Origin of the sequence: Paenibacillus sp. FSL R10-2796 (genome assembly GCF_037965315.1) — a bacterium.
Classification (GTDB): domain Bacteria; phylum Bacillota; class Bacilli; order Paenibacillales; family Paenibacillaceae; genus Paenibacillus_AQ; species Paenibacillus_AQ odorifer.
The window spans coordinates 281,780-302,282 of record NZ_CP150178.1; the positions used below are offsets into that span (position 1 = coordinate 281,780).

Genomic DNA, 20,503 nt, shown 5'->3' on the forward strand with positions numbered 1-20,503 from the left:
AGATTTTCCGATCCTGTTTTCTACTTTCAGTATACAGGGTTGGCAGACTGTCCGCTAAACGTATGATTTCACGCAGGTATACCGTCCCTAAAGGGGGCGGTATACCTGCCAAACAGTTATCGCTGAATGATCTCTGTAACCTTCTTCTGAATCGTCGCCATCACCTCTTCAACCGTCTTATGTCCAGTTTCTACTGGCTGCAATTCATTAATGAACATGTCATTAATTTGCGAGTAGTTGGTGATTAAGTGGTTATAGGATTCGAAGCCGTAGTTAACAGCACCCTCGTAGACATTTTTGATATCCTGTGGATCGATACCTTCAAAATGTTTATAGTAAGCTTCTGCAGCTTCGGTGTTGACTGGTGGGTTACCGCCACTAAGCTCAATGGATTTCTCTTGCACTTCGCTTGTGATCAGGTATTTGATCCATTCAAAAGCTTCCTTCGGATGTTTGGAGTCCTTCAAGATCAGCAGCGGATCGACATAAAGGGTGCTGCGTACCTTTTCGTTTCCTCCCCATGGCACAGCGGCTACGCCAATTTTGAAGGGGAAGTCATTTGCACCTGCAAGGTTCCATGAGCCTCCGATAGACATGCCGATTTTACCAGCAACAAAGGGATCGCCGTTCTGTCCAGCTACACTTTTGCTCCATTCGGAAGAAGGAGAGACTTTATCCTTAAAGACAAGATCAAATAGCTTGTTGTAGGCAGCGATCACTTCAGGGGAGTCAAAATAAGTCTCGGAAGGCACGCCGCCATTAGTCCATGTATCTTCTGAGTAAGGCTCCGCTCCAAAATATAACGGCCGCATATCGCGTTCGGACCAAGTGAAGTCTACGCCATATTGAGTTTTGGCGATATCATCGGATACAAGCGTCATTTGTTTAGCTTCGTCGACCATTTTTTCAAACGTCCAGCTCTTATCTTCATAATTGCTTGTTGGATAAGTCAGTTTGGCAGCATCAAACATGTCTTTGTTATAGAGCATTAAGGTGACATACATATTGACCGGGATGCCGTAAGTGTGATCTTTAACCTTGTAGATACCCATTAGATTCTCTGGGATACTATAATCCTCTGCCTTGAAACCATCCTCTTTCATAAGGTCGGTCATATCGAACAACATACCCTTATTGTAGTATTCTGCGAAACCTCCATACCCCCAGTGACTTGTCACGTCGGGCGATTTGCCGCCGGCAATTAGCGTTTGCAGCTTGCTGTCGAACTGCTCATAAGGCGCTTTTTCCACTTTCACTTTAATATTCGGATGCTGCTTCTCGAAATCAGGGATTAATTTTTCGACAAATGTGCGGTCTTCTGAATCTATTGTGTAATGGGTAATCGTTACCGTTTCTGCTTTGCCTCCAGAATTAGTAGAGTCACCGTTTCCTCCAGATAGGGCGTTACCCACCGATTTGCCGCCGCTACAGCCTGATAAGGCTAGAACAACGAGCATGGTAGCTGCAAGTAAAAGCGCAATACTTTTCCTGTTCTTGTTCATTAGCTAAACCCTCCATGATTTCAAGTATATTTGGCCGCCGGATGGCGGATTATTACTTAATCCCTGTAAGTACAATCCCTTCGACGAACTGTTTCTGGGCTACAGCAAACAGCGTAACGATTGGGACCATAGCTAGAACCGAAGCAACCATTAGCAGATGCCAAGGTGGAATGCGGAACCTCGATGAGGTAAGAGAAGCCATCCCGACGGGTAGCGTGAACTTATCTGATGAGCTTAAGTAAAGCACTGGCGTAAGCAGATCATTCCAGTTGTAGATAAAAGCAAAGATAGCTACGGTCGCAAGTGCAGGTTTGGAGAGTGGGATTGCTATGGTAGCCCACATCCGTATTTCACCACAGCCATCAATGCGTCCGGCATCAAACAGCTCTTCAGGCAATGTGGAGAAGAATTGGCGCAGCAGAAAAATATTATAGGCTGACCCGAAGAAAGCAGGCACGATCAGGGGTAAAAAGGTATCTATCCAGTTCATTTGCGAAAAGAGTACAAATTGCGGAATCATAATGGCCGGATAGGGTAACATCATGGTGCTCAGCAGCAGGATGAACCACACCTGATTACCTGTACCTCTGAATCTGGCGAATCCATAGGCAACCAGCGCCGAAGAAATCAAGGTTCCCACAACACTAAAGCCGGCGATAATCAGACTGTTTTTATAAAGAGTACCGAACTGCAGGGTATCAAATATTTCTGTGTAATTGCTCCACTGCCAGCTCTCCGGAAGAAAGGTGGGTGGGAACTTCAGCATCTCGCGTTTGGACTTAAGTGAAGTGGAGACCATGAAGAACAAAGGAAGCAGCATCAGAAATGTTGTAACTACTAGAGTAATAAAGCTGAAAATCTTAACAGGCTCCGCTTTCCGGCGGCGTTTTGTTCCTTTAGTCCGGGGGCTTAGCGCTCTGACTGTACTCATTTGCGTCCGCCTCCTTCATAGTGAACATAACGGTTAGACAATTTCATAATTAGTGCGGTGCAGAGCATAACTACGATAAGGAGCACCCATGCCAAGGCTGAGGAATAACCGGCACGATATTCTTTGAAAGCGCTGGTGTAGAGATTATAGACATAGAACCAGGTAGAGTAATTCGGCCCCCCTTGAGTCATGACAAAAGCTTGGGTAAAGACTTGGAAGGAATCAATCAGTCCCATAATCAGTTGGAAGAGCAGCACGGGAGAGATCATCGGTAAGGTAATGTTCAGGAAGATTCTGAAGCGCCCGGCACCGTCAAGGTTAGCGGCTTCGATCAAGCTAGCCGGTACGCCTTGCAGACCTGCGAGGAATAAAATCATTCCTGAGCCTGCTGTCCAGAAAGTCATGATGATCAAGGCATATAGTGCAGTGTCTGGGTTCATCAGCCAAGCCGGTCCATGAATGCCGAACCAGGAAAGGATGTAATTGAAGAGCCCGATCTGCGGGTTAAAGATCCAGTACCACAGCAGGGACATGGCCACGCCGGATACCATGCTTGGAAAATACATTGCTGTTCTGAAAAAGCCGCGCAAAGGAATGGTCTGGTGGAGCAATAGCGCAAAGCCAAGACCGAGTGCAAGCTGGATAGGTACACCGATGAAGGTATATCTCAGCGTGACAACCACTGATTTCCAGAACAGGTCATTGTGAAACATCTCTGTGTAGTTAGCGAGCCCGATAAATTTAGGTGGGTGTATGATGTCATAATCAGTAAAGCTGAAGTAAAGCGATGATAAGATAGGATAAAGGGCGAATACTAGGAAGCCGATAATCCAAGGAGAAATGAACAGATACATGTAGAACGTCTGCCGCCTGTTCTCGCGATTGATCATGACACACCAACCTCTCGTTTTAAAAGTATAAGCGCTTTAACTTTTGATCATACTAACACTATTAATTAGCAATAATACTAGGTACCTAGAGATTAAAGTTTAACCGCTTTAACTTTTTGATTCGCTTTAATAAGCTTATCATAGAGGATGATCACTAAATAATCAACACTTATTTTAACTATAAAAGCGCTGTCAGTCATTAAACGTAACATACAGTCTGTCATTTTTGTGAAAAAGGGACCTGAAATAAGATTCGGGAGATTATTGTGTTAACTATTATAACGCAATTTTATTATTTTTTATTAATATTCCTCATGCTATGATTAGGTTTGGTCATATTTTGTTAGAAATGAGGAAACTGAATGACGACTAGACCTTACTTAAAAATGATCCAGCATTCTGTTACAGCCTCAGGGATTAGCTTTGAGGAAATTACACCGAATTTCGTATATAGAGCGACAGATGGAGTGAAATCATTTGTGATGGTAGACGCTGAGATCGGACTAAACAACAGTGCTTCTACGATCATTGCCATGAGTAAATCTCTAACTTATGATGTTTTGCATAAGGCGAATATCCCAGCCGTAGAACATATTTATTTGCCGCATCCAGACTCCAAATTTAGCAATTTGAATCCTTATCGATTGGCTGAGCGTTATTTCCAAGCGTGCAATGGGGAGGTAGTTATGAAGCAGGATAACGGGGCGCAGGGCAATCATGTGTACAAAATCAATGAGATAGCCGATCTGCATGAAAAGCTGGATTTATTATTTTCTTTACAGCTTAATGGGGCAATAGGTCCTTATTATGAAGCGGAGATTGAGTATAGAATTGTAACTTTTAATCATCAGGCGCGTGTATTCCTTGGCAAAAAAAGAGTTCGTTCGTGGAAGCATAATTTGATTAACGGAGCTGTTACGATTGAGGTGAAAGATCAGGCCAAACAAGAGGCGCTGGCGGAGCTTGCCTCCCGGACCTCTAAAGCGCTGGGCCTTGATTTCTGCTCAGTAGATATCTTAGAGACAAATCAAGGCTTGATGGTGATTGAGGTCAACCATAAGGTGATGTTAGATGAATATTGTAAGCAAAATCCAAGTGAAGTACCTGGCCTCTCAGACCTTTACAGGGAAGTTATTCTTCAGCGTATGAATCAGTTATAAGCCGATATTCAGCAGCGATTGCCCGAATAATCTTTTGGCATTTCCGATTAGAGTTTGCGTACCCACGATTACAATAATCTCCGAAGGTGATTGTTCTTTAACATACGTAAGAGCATCCTCTAAATAAGGGAATTCGGAACTTTTTTCGAGAAAACTTTTAGCGATAAGCAGGGCATCCGTTGGGAAAATTAGATGGCTTATATCGGGTTTGGTTACGATTAGTTGATCCGAGACTGTACTCATGACTTCGATGACCCCTGTGTAATCTTTATCCTTAGGGACACCGATGATGGATGTGACGGTACGGCTGCGCTCAGGATTCACTAATTGAATAAGTTCAGCCAGATAGCTTGCAGAATCTCTATGAATAGCTCCGTCAATAATCGTCAGTGGGTCATGACAGATAACTTCACAACGTCCCGGCCATTGTAATTGTTCAAAACAGTGATGTACGATCTCCTGATCAAGGGGTCCCCCTGTAATCTCTTCACAAAGTGCGACTGCGCTGGCAGCATTGACCGCTTGAAACTGTCCCAATAGCGGAAGGGTCAAGGCTGGATAAACGGCTGGCTTCGTCCGGACATCAAAAGTAGTTCCGACAGAAGTGGTGGTGATAGATTCAGCTAAAAACTGTTCTTCGTAATATTGCACAGGGTTGGAGGAGAGGTTGTCCTTCATGATCGCAAGAACGTCGGATTTCTGTTTGCTAACATAGACGTTTGTTGTGTTGTTTTTGACAATCCCCAGCTTGTGCAGTGTAATGCTGTTCAGATCAGGTCCCAAATGGGCTACATGCTCTTCCATAATCGGGGTAATGACAGCCCAGTCATTGCTCAGGACATTGGTGTCATCAAACCTTCCTCCTCTACCGCATTCAATCACATTGATATCTGTACCCTTCTCCTTAAAGTACAAAGCCGCAATAGCCAAAGCAACCCCAACCGGACCTTGATATTCATCAGCAGCAAGCTGCTCTTCGATCTGGTGGAAGCCCCCGCGAATTACATTACCTAATCGTACAAAATCTTCTGTGGCTATTGCCTGCCCATTGATCCGGATTCTTTCGTTGAAATCTACCAGGTGAGGGGAGGTGAATAACCCCACTTTATATCCCAAGTGACTTAACAGAGAGGAAATAAATCTAGAGGTGGAGCCCTTACCTTTACTGCCTGTGACCAGTATGTATTTTTGATTGCGATCCGGACTTCCGACTGCATCCAGTAATGCTCTGGTTAACTCCGGTTTTCTAACTTCTTCATCCAAAGTCTCTGTAATGTTGTTAATGGCCCTTAGGTAAGAGCTGTAGATCATATCTTCTACTTGGGATTGTGAAGTGAATTCCACGGAAATCCCTCCATTTAATTAATTTTGGCGCGTTCCTCAGATAGTGTTGTGTAGATGATAATCGGAAGTAACACAAGAGAAATGATGATGGTCAGAGCGATGCTCCAGTTCAAATCCTTATATAGCTGTACTATGGTGAACAACAAAGCGATAACAGGTAAGACCAGTTTGTTTAAGTGCTTTAGGAATAAGGAGTACATACTTCTTTTTACGGTAACTGATGTGCCGATGCTTGGGATTTCTAACTCGTTACGCGATAAGGCGGTGATCCCGATAAATAAGTGGCTGTCGATAAATTTAAGCTGCTCATTATCCGCATGAAGCTTGACTGACTGGGCAATATGCTCCGTATCGATGTCTAAGATGGGGATGGTGATTTGTTTGGAATTATAGGAGATCACGATCTGATCTGTTTCTTCCATGCCTAGCAGTTTTCTAACATTCGGATGAATTCTGCATAAATTCTGGTGCTCATCAAAAGGGTAAGGATGACCCACTCTGAGGGTGAGCTCTCTTTTGCCAATAAAAAAGTTCCCTAATGCACTTAAGGGCCGTTGGATCAGTTGATTTATAAGTTTATGTATGCCTGGCTTGGGTTGAGAACGCGTCCTAGCGCGAGTAATGATTAATGGGTCATGCCCCTCGGAATGGGTTTCAAGCAATAACATAATGTATCTGTTGAAGTAAAGGGTATTCGGTTTGGCTGTGCTATCTTCTCGTAAAGTTAGGTTTACCCGGAAGCCATTTTTGGGATTGATAAGTTCTACTTGATTCGTATATTTACGGACGAGTGCTGGACAGGCTTTTACATAGGGTTTGGCAATCTCGTCCACTTTAGGAATTCCCCGAAGAACTGTGTCGTATTCTGGCTTCGTTATTGTTAATCCTGTAGTCAGGCAGTCCCCGAGCTTGTCCTTTGCCCGCTTGGATAATTGGATTGTACCTCTTGGCACCTCATCTGCCGATAAAATTAAACAGCTGACTTTGACACCATTCTCTGCTGTAAGATCAACGAAGATATGCTGGACTAAACCTAATTCCTTTAACTCTTCGGAGTTCATTGTGATTTCTTCACGAGGTTGAAGGCTTTGTTTGTCTAGAATAGTAAAGGTTTGCTCGATAATAATGTCAGACACCGCCCAATAGTTTAATGATTTGTTCAAGGGAATGAATGGTTTTTTGGAATAAATCAAACGCATTCGGGTTACGATAATTTCGATTAATTTCAATTTGAATACTTTGAACTAACAATTCCTTAGCGCAATATGAAGTAATTGTTCCAGGATGGGATGCAGAAAATGTATGATTTTGTCGAACATTGGTAATACCATTATTGTTAAAGATGCCTATGACGTCATTTAAATTATTCTCTCGTATAGAGGTTCCGTACAGTGTCCCTAGGTCAATATCAAACTCTCGAAGTTTGGAAGCTCCGTGCAGATCGATCACAAACTGAATGCGATGTTCTTTGACAAGCGCTCGTAGCGCCGCCTTATATTCTCCACCTAAGATGTAATTTGGGTCTTCTTTGGAAAAGCTATTCGAATAAATACAGTAGCAATTGGTGAGCTTTTGTAACAAGAGGGCAAGGGAGCCTGTATACATGTCAGCTGGTTTTACAGCATGTTCTCGAAAATGATTAATGGCATGTGGAGCTGAGACTAGTACAGGAAGGGAGCCTTCTACAATGGAGTAAGAGGGATCTACCCCGATATCGCCAAAATAATTATTATTGGAGAATTGTAGCTCATACTGTTCGATCAGAGATAAAATATGCAATCACCTATTCATAGTTATTTAATGGGTCGTTAACCATTAGTATGTCCTAAGCATTCACCATTCATGAATAAGGATGAATCTATTATAACGCTTGCAAGGTTTGCCGTGGGCAGTTTTTCCATAAAATGATTCTAAAAGATTGGCTATTGAAAAGTTCAAAATGGTGTGCTAATATTTCAATTGAAAACGTTACCGATAAGGATACCGAGAAGGATACCAAAAAAGTAGGCTGGGGATTACTTAAGCAAATGAAAACGCTGACATAATTTTCACTAACAGCATCGGAACGTCTTCATGCGAAGTAATCTAATAAAAAGTACGAGGGGGAAGAAGAATGAAGAATATCAAAAAATATTTAGGGCTCATGTTAGTAATGTCTATGGTTGTTGTCTTAGCGGCAGGATGTGGAAATAAAGAAAATAATTCTGCATCCAATGATGGAAACGCTACATCTGGTAAAAAAGGGTCAGTTTATTTCTTGAACTTCAAACCTGAGATTGCAGAAATATATGAAAAGATCGCTAAGGATTACGAAGCAGAAACAGGAGTTAAGGTAAAAGTCGTAACGGCTGCTGCGGGTACTTACGAAACTAAATTGAAATCCGAAATCTCCAAGTCTGAAGCGCCAACTATTTTCCAAATTAACGGACCTGTTGGTTTTCAATCCTGGAAAGATTACACCTTGGATTTGAAAGATACTAAGCTTTACAGCTATCTGTCCGACAAAAGCTTGGCTGTAACTGAAGGTGAAGGCGTGTATGGTATCCCTTACGTAGTTGAAGGATACGGCATCATCTACAACGACGCAATTATGAAGAAATACTTCGCTTTGGCTGATAAAGCGGTATCGATCTCCTCCACAACTGAGATCAATAACTTCGACACTTTGAAAGCAGTAGTAGAAGATATGACGGCTAAAAAAGACCAACTGGGCATTAAAGGTGTATTCGCCTCCACTTCCCTCGCTGCTGGTGAGCAATGGAGATGGCAGACTCACCTTGCAAACTTGCCGCTGTACTATGAATTCAAAGACAATACTGAGTTTGACAACACCGTTCTTGCGGGTCTAGCTTCTAAAGAAGTTGAATTCAAATACAACGATAAATTTAAAAACATCTTCGATCTGTACATCAAGAACTCTGTAACTAAAGAATCCTTGCTGGGTAGTAAATCCGTAGCTGACTCCATGGCTGAATTTGCACTTGGTAACGCAGCTATGGTTCAAAATGGTAACTGGGCTTGGTCACAAATCAACGATGTTGACGGTAACGTAGTTAAAGCTGAAGAAATCAAATTCTTGCCTATCTACACAGGTATGGAAGGCGAAGAAAAACAAGGTTTGGCTGTAGGTACAGAAAACTATTTCGCAATCAACAGCAAAGTATCTGCTGAGAACCAACAAGCTTCTATCGCTTTCCTGGAATGGTTGTTCTCCAGTGAAAAAGGTAAAGCTTATGTAACTAACGATCTAGGTTTCATCGCACCATTCAATACCTTTGAAGACAGCGAAAAACCAGCAGATCCACTTGCTAAAGAAGTATCTGCTTGGATGGAAAAAGATCTTACTTCTGTAGCTTGGACATTCGCAGCATTCCCAAGTGAAGAATTCAAAAACGTCTTTGGTGATGCCCTCTTGCAATACGCTCAAGGAAACAAAACTTGGGATGAAGTTGTAACCATCTTCAAGGACACTTGGAAGGCTGAAAAAGCAAAATAATAAATGCATGGAAAGATGCTTGAATAACTCTCAGTTGTCATACAGATAAAAGCTTAGTGCCACTGGGCTCCCTCGGGATTCAGTGGCACTAAGCAACAATTGGAGTGGATCTTGCTACATCTGTTTCATCATTTTCCATACTGAGATAGGAGAAGACTCCATGGAAAAATCGATAAAAAAATATTTTGCTCTTTTTGCATTACCGACCATAATAGCCTTTGGAATTGCCTTTGTGATCCCTTTTCTTTTGGGTATATATTTGTCTTTTACAGAGTTTACTACAGTCAATGATGCAACATGGATAGGGTTTGGCAATTACGCTAAAGCTTTTTCGAATCAAGAGTTTCTAAATGCATTAGGTTTCACCGTTAAATTCACAGTTTTATCTGTTCTTACTATTAATGTGTTCGCCTTCATCTTGGCGATGTTATTAACTAGAAAGCTAAAAGGTACCAACGTATTTAGAACGATCTTCTTTATGCCTAACTTGATAGGCGGTATCGTATTAGGATATATCTGGCAGTTGATTTTTAATGGGATTTTGTACAAATTTGGTGTCACTTTGACCTCTGATGCAACGTATGGATTTTGGGGACTAATCGTTCTTATGAATTGGCAATTGATAGGGTACATGATGATTATCTATGTTGCAGGTATTCAGAATGTTCCTAAAGATATAGTAGAAGCCGCAAGAATTGATGGAGCTTCACGTTCTAAGATTTTGCGTAATGTGACTATTCCACTCGTAATGCCGTCCATTACTATTTGTTTATTCTTAACTTTATCTAATTCATTTAAATTGTTTGACCAGAACTTAGCGTTGACCGCTGGTGCACCTTCTAAGCAGACCTCCATGTTAGCACTGGACATCTACAATACATTCTACGGAAAATCAGGATGGGAAGGTGTCGGTCAAGCGAAAGCCGTCGTATTCTTTGCTTTAGTAGCCTTAATCGCCTTAATACAACTTGTCATTACTAGAAGAAAGGAGGTTGAGAACTAATGCAAAAGACTAGAGCAAAAGATTACTCCATATTCACCATTTTGTTGGTCTTGGCCATTGCGTTCTTATCTCCTATTTTTATTGTTCTGATGAACTCCTTCAAGGGTAAGTTCTACATTAGTGATACGCCGTTCTTATTCCCTAATGAGACTACGTTTGTTGGTTTAAAGAACTATACTAGTGGTGTAGCAAAGATTGATTTCTTCAGTGCCTTCGGAATGTCCTTGTTTATTACGGTATGCTCGGTGGCTGTGATCGTGTTATTTACTTCCATGACTGCATGGTACATTACCCGGGTGAAGTCCAAATTCACAGGCATGATGTATTATGCGTTTGTATTCTCGATGATCGTGCCTTTCCAAATGGTTATGTTCACAATGACTAAGACTGCAAACGTGCTGCATCTCGACAATCCGATTGGGATTATCTTAATCTATTTAGGGTTTGGATCAGGGCTGTCTGTGTTTATGTTTAGCGGATTTGTGAAGTCTATCCCGCTTGAGGTTGAAGAAGCGGTAATGATTGATGGCTGTAATCCACCTCAGGCCTTCTTTAAAGTGGTATTGCCCATCCTGAAACCTATTGCTGTAACTGTAGCTATCCTTAATGTAATGTGGGTATGGAACGACTTCCTATTGCCAGACCTGCTGATTGGTACAGAATATAAAACGATTCCTATTGCGATCCAGTACCTAAAAGGTGGATACGGATCGATTGACATGGGAGCTATGATGGCGATGCTGGTCTTAGCTATTGTGCCAATCATCATTTTCTACCTGACTTGTCAAAAGTACATCATCGAAGGTGTCGTTGCAGGTGCGGTTAAGGGTTAAGCTTGATCTACCTCGTTAAATAAATTAATATTCATGTAAGAAGCGAGTAGGGTGTTTTTCTTGGTGGGTGACCATCAGGAATCCCCTGCTTTCTTATTTTGACTATGAAGTTGAATAAGGATTAAGGAGTTTGATAGATACTAACAAGTAAAGGATAGATAGAAATGGAGAGACTGACTATTATAGACATCGCCAAATTATGCGGTGTTGGCGTGACTACTGTATCAAGGGCTATTAACAATCATCCGGATATTAATGAAGAAACAAAAGCGATGGTTATGAGGGTTATCAAAGAAAATCATTATGTCCCGAACAACAGTGCAAGAAATTTAAAACGTTCTGATTCGAAAACGATTGCAGTATTGATTAAAGGGATATCCAATCCATTTTTTAGCCCGATGATCAAAGTGTTCGAAAAAGAGATTCAACGCAAGAAATACTCCTTCATCCTACAACGAGTTGATGAGAATCAAGATGAGATCGAAGTGGCGATTGAGCTGGAGAAAGAAAAAAGGCTGAAGGGAATTGTCTTTTTAGGAGGTTTATTCTCACACTCTCAAGAGAAATTACAGCAACTAACGGTTCCATTTGTCCTTAGTACGATCGGAATGACGGAAGAGTTTGATTTGAGCGACTATTCTTCTGTATCTGTAGATGACTTTAATGAGAGCTATAAGATTGTGGACTATTTATGTAATCTGGGGCATGAGAAAATCGCAGTCATTACTGCACCAGAAGAAGATGTAAGTATCGGTAAGTTAAGATATGAAGGTTATAAAAGGGCTTTAGCTGATCATGGAATCGCTTATAATGAACGGCTAGTGCGGCGGATGAAAGAGGATATCGACAGTTACAGTATGGAAAATGGGTATGCGGTTACAAAAGAATTGCTAGAGTTAGGTGAAGAGTTCACCGCTATTTTTACCTTATCAGATAGTATGGCTATCGGCGCCTGTAAGGCAATATTTGAAGCGGGCAAGCAAGTCCCGGAAGATTACTCTGTGGCTGGTTATGACGGATTGGATATTTCCTTCTATTATAATCCTTCTATTACTACCATCAAACAGCCGGTAGTGGAGATTGCGGAAGCGACGATTAAGATTCTTTTTGATCTCATCAATAAGAAGGTTAAGCATGCGCATCAGATTTTCCCGGCAGAATTAATAGTTAGAGAATCTACAAGGTCTTTATTGTAGTTTCAACAAGTGAGTATGTTTAAGTTTATTTACGAATCGGGGTGGGGAGATAGAACCGCAAGAGATTAAACCTAACGATATCAACAGCATCACACGGTTTCTCACCGCATTTGGTGATCCTACTCGGATTCGGATTGTTACGTTATTAGGGAATAAAGGTCGGCTAAATGTTGGGGAAATTGCAGGTGAATTCGAAATAAGCAGGCCAGCGATTTCACATCATCTCAAAATCCTACGGGATGCCCGCATTGTTGACCATAAAAAGAGAGGCCAGGAAGTCTATTACTGGCTGGCGCGTGAACGGCTAGCAACAAACTTTAGGGCGCTTGCTGATTTGGCAACGTCGTTTAATCATGGGGACTAAGCCATCTCAAGGGAATGGTTCAGTCCCATTTTAGGATAACCAGGCATTTACCATATCGGAGACGGGTTTATAGATAAATATCATCCATCCCAATGGGTTAGAGACCGAAATATGTAACGCATTAATAAGACTGAAGAAAGTTCCCAGCAACAGAAGAAATGAGAAAACCCACATCTCCTTGATTAATTTTTTCCTCCACATCAGGGGAACTTCAATGGTTGCTATAACGGCTACAACTATGAGAATCACTACTATACCCAATATTCACAACCTCCCAAACCATCTAGTTTCGAGATATTAAGTCTTTGCTCAGTGCTCTTCTGAACATTACTGCAATTTCGCTGTAATAAGTGTAATTTGGTTAACACTCGATACTCTTTCAATTTTAATAGTTGGGCACCTTGCGATGTTATACATGGTTTTGTGACTCCAATTCATCACTTCGTCTCTTCTAGGAAAGAGTTAGTCACTTTCCCTAACAGGCGAATCTTAATATCCATCTTTACGCTTATTGGAAGGTTAACAAAGGTCTCATCCCAATTGTTTCGCAGTTTCTTCCACGCCTGCGGGTTAGAACGATGGATGATTTCACCGAATCCAAAAATATCGCTTTTGTATTCATTCTGTACCTTTTTAATAGTAGTTTTGAATAAATTCTGGACTTTTTTATTGGCGATTTGTTCTAATTCGGTGATAGTTTTTGTGTCTGTCAGTTCAAGATTTCTACACTGAACCTCCCCTATATCTGATTCTATATGTTGCTCAATACTGATTTCTGGTTTTTCATTATGGATGCTGCCTTTCATTTTGGAACGGGCTTCAAATACATCAAGCGAAACCTTTTTACCTTCGGGACATTGGATATAGAAAACAGTACTCTCTACTTTATTGGTTAAATAGTTATACACTTTTGATTCCTCAGGATTTAGCCAACCAATCAATTTGTCTTCCTTGAATACGGCCAATCCGGAGTATTTCAATTCTGTTGGAGAGTCTACCGTTTCAACATTATTCGGAGTTTCTCCTACATCTACACTCCCCTCGATGACAACACCTGTTAAGACTGGATTCTTACCCTTACTGACAAGTTCTGTAATTAGGGTTCCTAATGTCACAGTAGATGTAGGTGCCCAATTTTTCTCCGAGCTTTCCAGACTGGAAAACAATCGCACGGCAGGAATCTTTTCAAGACTGGTTAATATTTTCAACGCATCTTCTGCCTTTGCATCCTTTGCTACCACTATAAAATAATCATTTCGCGTATCAGTGTCTCTTGACATGAAATCAAGAACATCGTTGATTCCCTCTTTAGCCAAATCCTCGCCAAGGACTAGGATCCGTAAATGAGAGATATAAATTTTACGTGGGCTAACGGTTGTGATTTTTCTAAGGGCTTCATATACAGTATTCCCTGTCGCTTTATAAAGGTTGACGGGTGCTTGAGGAGAGCCTCCCTTGGAGCCAGCGATTTGACTGGGTAAGACCACTTGTGCAGAAACTTGATATTGATCTCCAATTTTATCGATCCCTATTCCTACAGCAATCGCAAGATCATTTAATTCTCGGCGGCTCCAGCAACCTGTTACAAATATTTGCATGAGAATAAGAACACAAATCAGAAGCGATCTTCGTTTCATGGTTTAATCCTCCGTTAGATCTTTCGGTATTCATGTCTCCCAGCCCATCTTTAGCTTCGAGATTTTAAGCCTTTGTCCAGTGCCCTTCGAAACATTCCCACACCTAACAACACCAAAGGTAGAAATAACCCGAAGGTTATAACATAGTACACCCAATAATTATCGAATACTTTGTTGTAATAGGTGTAATTTGGCGCAATAAGAGGTGCTAGTGTAACCAAAATTAATCCTGTGGGTAGAGTTAGCACCCGGTACTCTTTTAGTTTGAATAATTGAGACAACCCCAGAACGAAAGCATAGAAGTATAAGGTAACTTCTATAAACAAGGTTAACATCCAAAGTAGTGCTATCATGGCTTCCACCCGCTCGAAGAAACCACCAACGGATATGCGCCTTGCAATGTTATAACTGGGATAGATATCCCTGGTTGTCAGATCTGGACCTAGCACTAATATGGAAATAGTAACCGTCAGGAAGATAATAATACCGCCTAAGAAACAGCCTTGTAGTAAGCCTTTGGTTATCTTTTGTTGTTGGTTTACATAAGGGAGAAACATTAGAAAAACAACCGGTTCTATAAAGGTGTAAGCCGTAATGGAAATAGACCCTCTCAACACTGGTTTTATGCCATCCTCCAATATGGGCAGTAATCTGACAATCTCCATCTGAGGAATAATTGCGACCGTCAGAATCAGAAATAGGATAATAATCATAGGTGTAAAGATCTCTCCAGCTCGTCCTATGACTTCAATACCTAGTCGTGTAGCCATAATCACGATCACCATGAATAAGATTAAAACAGCCGGAATAGGGGTTCTCGGTAATATTTCGGATGTAACGAACTCACTGAGTTCTCGCATACTTCCAACGGTGACGATAAGAAAATACATTAAGGTCAAGAGTGATAGAATAGTCCCAATCCATTTTCCAAAAGCCTTTTGAATCGCCTCAATAAGCGTTAGTTTGGGGTACAACTTTACGAACTTGCTGTACATATAGATGGCTAGTAAACCTACGATCATACCAATTAATGCGGAAATCCAGGCATTTTGTCTGGCGTAGTGTGAAGTGGAGGGAGGGATTACGAGAATGGAATCCCCGATCGTAAGGAACATAACCAGTATGGTAAGCTGACGAGTACTTATTTTACCTTTTTCGAGCATGGCTTTCTTCACTCCAATTTATCACTTCATAGGTCAAGGTTTCAGGGGCTATTCCTCCGTGAGATCTCCCGGTTTCTCCGGTGGTGTACTCTTTTCCCGAACGATATTTTTTTTATTGATAAGTCTAGGGCGGGTAAACATAGCCCAATGCGGCATTCGGAAAAAGGTGTCCTTTTGATCGGCGAGATTATAGGGAGCAAACGGGCTCAAATAAGGAATTCCAAAGGAACGTAAGCTGCACATGTGAAGAACTATCGCAATAACGCCGATAATGATCCCAAACAATCCAAAGGATGCAGCAAGGAACATCATTGGGAAACGGAGCATTCTGATGGTCAGGGCAAGATCGAAGGATGGCAGCACAAAGCTGGAGATAGCAGTAATAGCGACGACAATAAGCATGGCAGCAGAAACAATGCCGGCATCAACTGCCGCAGTCCCAATCACTAGGGTGCCTACAATGGATACAGATTGGGCTATGGTTTGAGGCATTCGTACACTCGCTTCTCGTATAATCTCAAAGGCAAGCTCCATTAAGAGTGCTTCAATAAATGCTGGAAGCGGCACGCCCTCCCGTTGTGCGGCTAGACTGATCAGCAGGGTTGTGGGCAGCATCTCCTGATGAAAGGTAGTAATAGCTACATACAAAGATGGGGCAAGTAGTGAAATGAAAATACTGAAGTATCGAAGCATTCGTACTAAGGTGCTAACATCGGCACGTTGATAATAATCTTCCGCCGTCTGCATGAAGGAAACAAATAAGGTAGGCACCGTCATTACTATAGGAGTCCCATCTACTAATATGGCTACTTTTCCTTCCATAAGAGCAGCTGCTATAACGTCAGGGCGTTCCGTATGATGGATCGTTGGAAATGGGGTATAGGTTTCATCCTCGATTAATTCTTCGATATAGCCACTTTCCAGGATACCGTCAATGTCGATCCGATCTAAACGTGAGTGGACTTCTTGCAGAATCTCATCACTAACAATGCCATTGATATACATGAGGGCTACGTCTGTCTGTGTTACACGTCCAATTTGCTGTGTTTCTAACCAAAGATTGGGGTCTTTTATTTTCCGCCGGATTAATGCGGTATTCGTGCGTAAGCTTTCTGTGAAGGCTTCCTTAGGTCCACGAATCACCGTTTCAGTGGCACTTTCCGTTACGCCACGGTCTTTCCAGCCACGCATGCCTATGGTGAACCCTTTGGTATATCTATCGAGTAAGAGGATTACATCTCCGGATAATAGAGAGGTGAATAAAGAATTGAACTCCGTCGCATCTTTGATATCCCCTACAGTGAGCATGTGATCTTTTAATAATTGATAGTTGGCTGTTTGTGTATCAAGACTTGGATCTGGAAGTTCTAAGATTAGTGATTCCAGAATGAAATCCTGAATAGCTTTACTATCCGCCAATCCATCTGTATAGAAAATAGCAGCTTTAATCTGGTGTTTGGAACCAATAAAGAATTCTCTAATCACAAGATCTGTACTATTGCCGAGTGTTGTTTTTATATATTGAATATTATCTTGAAGTTTTTCTTGAATAGGTTCCTTAGGTAATTCTTTAGTGGGGTTGGGGTGCCCTAATGAAGGGTTCTTAAAAACTTTTGTTATTGTTCTGTTCAGAAATCCCATAGTTGTTATCCCTCTTCCGCTGGTGCTGTAAATATAGCTATTACCATAATGAGGTGGGATTATTCTGAACCATGGATGGGTCAACGCATATCAAAAAAGCCGCAGAGAGATTCTCTGCAGCTAGCTAGAAGCGCTTAATTAAGACTTTAAGACGTCCAATCGTTATATAGATGCTTCTCCGTTAGGATGGACAACAACTGAATACCAACCTCATTATGGCCACCTTCAGGGATGATCAGGTCAGCGTATTTTTTGGATGGTTCGATAAAAGCTTCATGCATGGGTTTAACTGTACTCAAATATTGATGATGGATCGACTGGATGCTCCGTCCACGTTCTTCAATATCTCTAAGGACCCGGCGGAGAATGCGTACATCAGGATCGGCATCCACGAATACCTTGATGTCGAGCATTTCACGGAGATTCTCGTCAGAAAGGACGTGGAGTCCCTCGATGATTACAATATTGTTTGGCTTCAGTTCTACCGTCTCTGTAGTGGAGCGGGCATGGACTGTAAAGTCATACACGGGAGCGAATGCGGTCTGTTCTTCGCGCAGAGATTTAAGATGCTCAATGAGCAGCTCGTTATCGAAAGCGAAAGGATGATCGTAATTAATGGATTCACGTTCAGCAAAGCTGAGATGTGAGTGATCCTTATAGTAGTTATCTTGAGATATGAAAGTTACCTTTCCCGTTCCAAGACGGTCAATGACGGAGCGGGCTACGGTTGTTTTTCCCGAGCCGGTGCCGCCGGCGATACCAATAATGAGCATGTGATTCAATAACCCTCCCTAAGATTGCCGTTGCAATTCCAATATTGTAGCACAGCGCTCATGTTTTTTCACCTTAGATCGGGTAAAATTAAGATGGGATTTTTGGAAATTCGTCTATATTAGGGACAAGGCAAATCCGGAAGGGGTTATCCAACGAATGAACGGAAAAAAAACCGTACAAGAGGCTTTTAATGAAACGGCCTATCGAATCGCAGGGAATGGGAATAGAGATGTGCAAGTGTTGAAGGAAGCCTTGGCAGCCGTAGAGAACAGTACGGCATCTGATATTTATGGAACGGGCGAAGTGATTGAAGATTTCCAGACGAAAATGGCGAATATCCTGGGCAAAGAAACCGCGGTTTTCTTTCCGAGCGGAACGATGGCGCAGCAAATCGCTTTAAGAATTTGGTGCGATGAAAAAGAGGTGAAAAAGGTAGCCTATCATCCCTTATGTCACTTGGAGATCCATGAGCAGGATGGCCTGAAGGAATTACATCATATTGAGCCTATCTTGCTTGCGGACAAGAACCGATTAATCACTTTGGAGGATGTGGCGAACCTAAAGGAGGATATCGCCTGTCTGTTACTGGAATTACCCCAGCGCGAGATTGGTGGTCAGCTGCCAGAGTACACGGAGCTTGAAGCTATTTCTGCTCATTGCCGTGCACGCGGCATTAAATTGCATTTGGATGGGGCAAGATTATTTGAGATCCTTCCGTATTACGGGAAGTCAGCAGCTGAAATTTCTGCACTCTTTGATAGTGTGTATATATCCTTTTATAAAGGAATTGGAGGAATCGCTGGGGCAATTCTTGCAGGCAGTGAAGATTTTACGAAGCAATCAAAGATATGGAAACGGCGGCATGGTGGAGACTTAATCAGCTTATATCCGTACATCATTTCTTCTGATTATTATTACCAGCAAAGAGAAGGCAACATGCAGCAGTATTATGAAGGTGCAAAGGAGCTTGCTGCCTGGGTTAATCAATGTCACGGCGTAACCACTCTGCCCGCTCAACCTGTCTCCAATATGTTTCACATGCATTTTCAAATGTCTAAGGAACAAATTGAACCGATTCTGTCAGCGGTGTATGAGGCGACAGGAATCGGTTTAAGCGCGGGTATAAGAGCTACCGGGGAACATACTTCTTATTGTGAGATCAGCATTGGAGACAAGTATGCCGACATCCCAAAAGAAAAACTTAAAGAGTTTTTTCTGCTGCTCGATAAGCTAATGAGCGAATCATCTGCCGAGTAGCGTGCGGAGTAAGGAGATTCGTAATAGTTGTTTTTTAATAAGCTTCATGCGAAACTCATTTTTTAATTGATTGTAGATCAGCGGGCAATGGTTAAGCGCCCAATGGTACATGAATTTAAAGTCTGTAGCGTCCTTTGCAGAATTTAATAAATAGTATGAGATCGTATCGTAAGCATTGTGGTTGAACCATTCCGTCATTTCCTGTGCGTTATATCCATATTTCTGCACGGCCATATTCTTAATGAGTTTCTTTTCTTCCAGATTCTCAATTAAGAATCCTTGGCTCAGATTAAAGGTGATATTGTTCCCGTGTATTCTGTACACGCCGGCAATCACATCAATGAAGCCCGCATCACCTACCAGCAGGGAACGCAAATAGATGGAAGCATCGTTGACCATATTCATATCTAGGATATCCATAGCCATTAAGGCCTCTCGTTTAAAGACAGTAGTTAAAGTAGAGGCGGGTTTTGGATATCCTTTTTTCTCGAAATTCATGAAATAATCGCGTTTCTTAATAATGCTGCTAAGCTGCAGATTGGAGATTTTTAGTTGTTTGGCTTTGGAATACTCCAGAAACACATTCGCAGCTACAAATGATATTTCGGGATGAAGGAGATGGAAGCGGACAGCTTTACTGAAATAATTCATGTCGATCAGATAATCATCATCATCGAGAAAAAGAACATATTCCCCATCACTATGTGCAGCGAAAGCTTTTCGGCGATTATTTCCAGGTCCGCTATTGGTAGCATTGCGCATGTAAATGACCCGTGGCTCCGCCCCAAAGTGTTGCTGCATTAACTCTTCCGTGCCATCTGTAGAACAATCATCAATCACTGTAATCTCTTTATTGGGATAGTCCTGCATTAAGATACTTTGGATCGCTTGGTATAGGAATGCTTTTCTATTATAGGTGGTGATAATGACACTGATCTTGGGAGAATCGGATAAGGATTGGACTGCTGGGTAGGAAATTTCCGTATCCGAAATGCGGCTTTCCATTTTAACCAACCCCTGAATTAAACCTGCGATATCACTGGCAACAACGTTGAATTGTTCAGACAGATAGAATTTTAAAGTATCCTCTGAAGCCCTCCCCGTGAGAAAGGCATGAATAACCTCAGATAAGGTTTCCAGATAAGGTTTGATTTGTACATTTTGTTCTTGATCTATGATCTGGCGGCATCTTTGCAATAGTTCTGTATCCTCTATTTGGATGGTGGGTGAATGGTTTATTTCATCATTTAGGTCGTTTAGAAAGACGTAACAGGCTTGCTGCAAAACCTCGCTATGATCCATTTCCAGTCCT

General features: G+C 41.9%; 17 protein-coding genes. 6 read left to right on the forward strand and 11 right to left on the reverse strand.

Annotated elements, in window-relative coordinates; translation table 11 throughout:
- Positions 1-116: 116 nt before the first annotated feature.
- From NST58_RS01315 to NST58_RS01325, 3 genes are read right to left on the reverse strand one after another with little or no spacing between them, the layout of a single operon-like run.
- Positions 117-1,502 (reverse strand): sugar ABC transporter substrate-binding protein, encoded by a 1,386-nt coding sequence (locus NST58_RS01315; RefSeq protein ID WP_339245755.1) that lies wholly within the window; start codon positions 1,500-1,502, stop codon positions 117-119.
- 52 nt (positions 1,503-1,554) lie between these two features.
- Complete coding sequence (locus NST58_RS01320; RefSeq protein ID WP_038568194.1) at positions 1,555-2,433, reverse strand: carbohydrate ABC transporter permease; 879 nt, start codon at positions 2,431-2,433, stop codon at positions 1,555-1,557.
- Positions 2,430-3,323 carry a sugar ABC transporter permease gene (locus NST58_RS01325; RefSeq protein WP_036687229.1) on the reverse strand — a complete coding sequence of 298 codons (894 nt, stop codon included), beginning with the start codon at positions 3,321-3,323 and terminating at the stop codon, positions 2,430-2,432. The genes NST58_RS01320 and NST58_RS01325 overlap by 4 nt, the downstream gene beginning before the upstream one ends.
- 362 nt (positions 3,324-3,685) lie before the next feature.
- On the opposite strand from NST58_RS01325, the gene NST58_RS01330 reads away from it, so the two are divergent.
- Positions 3,686-4,483, forward strand: a complete 798-nt coding sequence (locus NST58_RS01330) for a hypothetical protein (protein WP_339245757.1) — start codon at positions 3,686-3,688, stop codon at positions 4,481-4,483.
- Here NST58_RS01330 and NST58_RS01335 read toward each other — a convergent pair.
- The 3 genes from NST58_RS01335 to NST58_RS01345 form a co-directional block, all read right to left on the reverse strand.
- Positions 4,478-5,827, reverse strand: coding sequence for a Mur ligase family protein (locus NST58_RS01335; protein WP_076305123.1), 1,350 nt, complete (start codon positions 5,825-5,827; stop codon positions 4,478-4,480). The genes NST58_RS01330 and NST58_RS01335 overlap by 6 nt on opposite strands.
- A gap of 14 nt (positions 5,828-5,841) precedes the next feature.
- Positions 5,842-6,888, reverse strand: a complete 1,047-nt coding sequence (locus NST58_RS01340; RefSeq protein ID WP_339245759.1) for a hypothetical protein — start codon at positions 6,886-6,888, stop codon at positions 5,842-5,844.
- A 67-nt stretch (positions 6,889-6,955) separates the two neighbouring features.
- Positions 6,956-7,606 (reverse strand): N-formylglutamate amidohydrolase, encoded by a 651-nt coding sequence (locus tag NST58_RS01345; protein WP_076192573.1) that lies wholly within the window; start codon positions 7,604-7,606, stop codon positions 6,956-6,958.
- 334 nt (positions 7,607-7,940) lie between these two features.
- On the opposite strand from NST58_RS01345, the gene NST58_RS01350 reads away from it, so the two are divergent.
- The 4 genes from NST58_RS01350 (at position 7,941) to NST58_RS01365 (ending at position 12,355) form a co-directional block, all read left to right on the forward strand.
- Positions 7,941-9,323 (forward strand): ABC transporter substrate-binding protein, encoded by a 1,383-nt coding sequence (locus tag NST58_RS01350; protein WP_076126963.1) that lies wholly within the window; start codon positions 7,941-7,943, stop codon positions 9,321-9,323.
- 160 nt (positions 9,324-9,483) lie between these two features.
- On the forward strand, positions 9,484-10,326 hold the full coding sequence (locus NST58_RS01355) for a sugar ABC transporter permease (protein WP_036687240.1): 843 nt from the start codon (positions 9,484-9,486) through the stop codon (positions 10,324-10,326).
- Positions 10,326-11,159 (forward strand): carbohydrate ABC transporter permease, encoded by an 834-nt coding sequence (locus tag NST58_RS01360; RefSeq protein WP_036687243.1) that lies wholly within the window; start codon positions 10,326-10,328, stop codon positions 11,157-11,159. Before NST58_RS01355 ends, NST58_RS01360 begins: the two co-directional genes overlap by 1 nt.
- 164 nt (positions 11,160-11,323) lie before the next feature.
- Positions 11,324-12,355, forward strand: a complete 1,032-nt coding sequence (locus NST58_RS01365; RefSeq protein WP_076126967.1) for a LacI family DNA-binding transcriptional regulator — start codon at positions 11,324-11,326, stop codon at positions 12,353-12,355.
- An 801-nt stretch (positions 12,356-13,156) separates the two neighbouring features.
- On the opposite strand, the gene NST58_RS01370 is transcribed toward NST58_RS01365, so the two are convergent.
- The 4 genes from NST58_RS01370 to udk form a co-directional block, all read right to left on the reverse strand.
- The gene (locus NST58_RS01370) at positions 13,157-14,356 is read right to left on the reverse strand and encodes a Ger(x)C family spore germination protein (RefSeq protein WP_339245763.1); all 1,200 of its coding nucleotides are present in this window, start codon (positions 14,354-14,356) and stop codon (positions 13,157-13,159) included.
- 50 nt (positions 14,357-14,406) lie between these two features.
- The gene (locus tag NST58_RS01375) at positions 14,407-15,519 is read right to left on the reverse strand and encodes an endospore germination permease (RefSeq protein WP_076282651.1); all 1,113 of its coding nucleotides are present in this window, start codon (positions 15,517-15,519) and stop codon (positions 14,407-14,409) included.
- A gap of 48 nt (positions 15,520-15,567) precedes the next feature.
- Positions 15,568-17,160, reverse strand: coding sequence for a spore germination protein (locus NST58_RS01380; protein WP_339245768.1), 1,593 nt, complete (start codon positions 17,158-17,160; stop codon positions 15,568-15,570).
- Between the two features lie 146 nt (positions 17,161-17,306).
- Complete coding sequence (udk, locus tag NST58_RS01385) at positions 17,307-17,933, reverse strand: uridine kinase (RefSeq protein WP_036687251.1); 627 nt, start codon at positions 17,931-17,933, stop codon at positions 17,307-17,309.
- A gap of 157 nt (positions 17,934-18,090) precedes the next feature.
- On the opposite strand from udk, the gene NST58_RS01390 reads away from it, so the two are divergent.
- Complete coding sequence (locus NST58_RS01390) at positions 18,091-19,191, forward strand: beta-eliminating lyase-related protein (protein WP_339245769.1); 1,101 nt, start codon at positions 18,091-18,093, stop codon at positions 19,189-19,191.
- Here the strand turns inward: NST58_RS01390 and NST58_RS01395 are convergent.
- Complete coding sequence (locus tag NST58_RS01395; RefSeq protein ID WP_339245771.1) at positions 19,177-20,493, reverse strand: glycosyltransferase family 2 protein; 1,317 nt, start codon at positions 20,491-20,493, stop codon at positions 19,177-19,179. The two genes, NST58_RS01390 and NST58_RS01395, sit on opposite strands and share 15 nt — an antisense overlap.
- Positions 20,494-20,503: the final 10 nt, after the last annotated feature.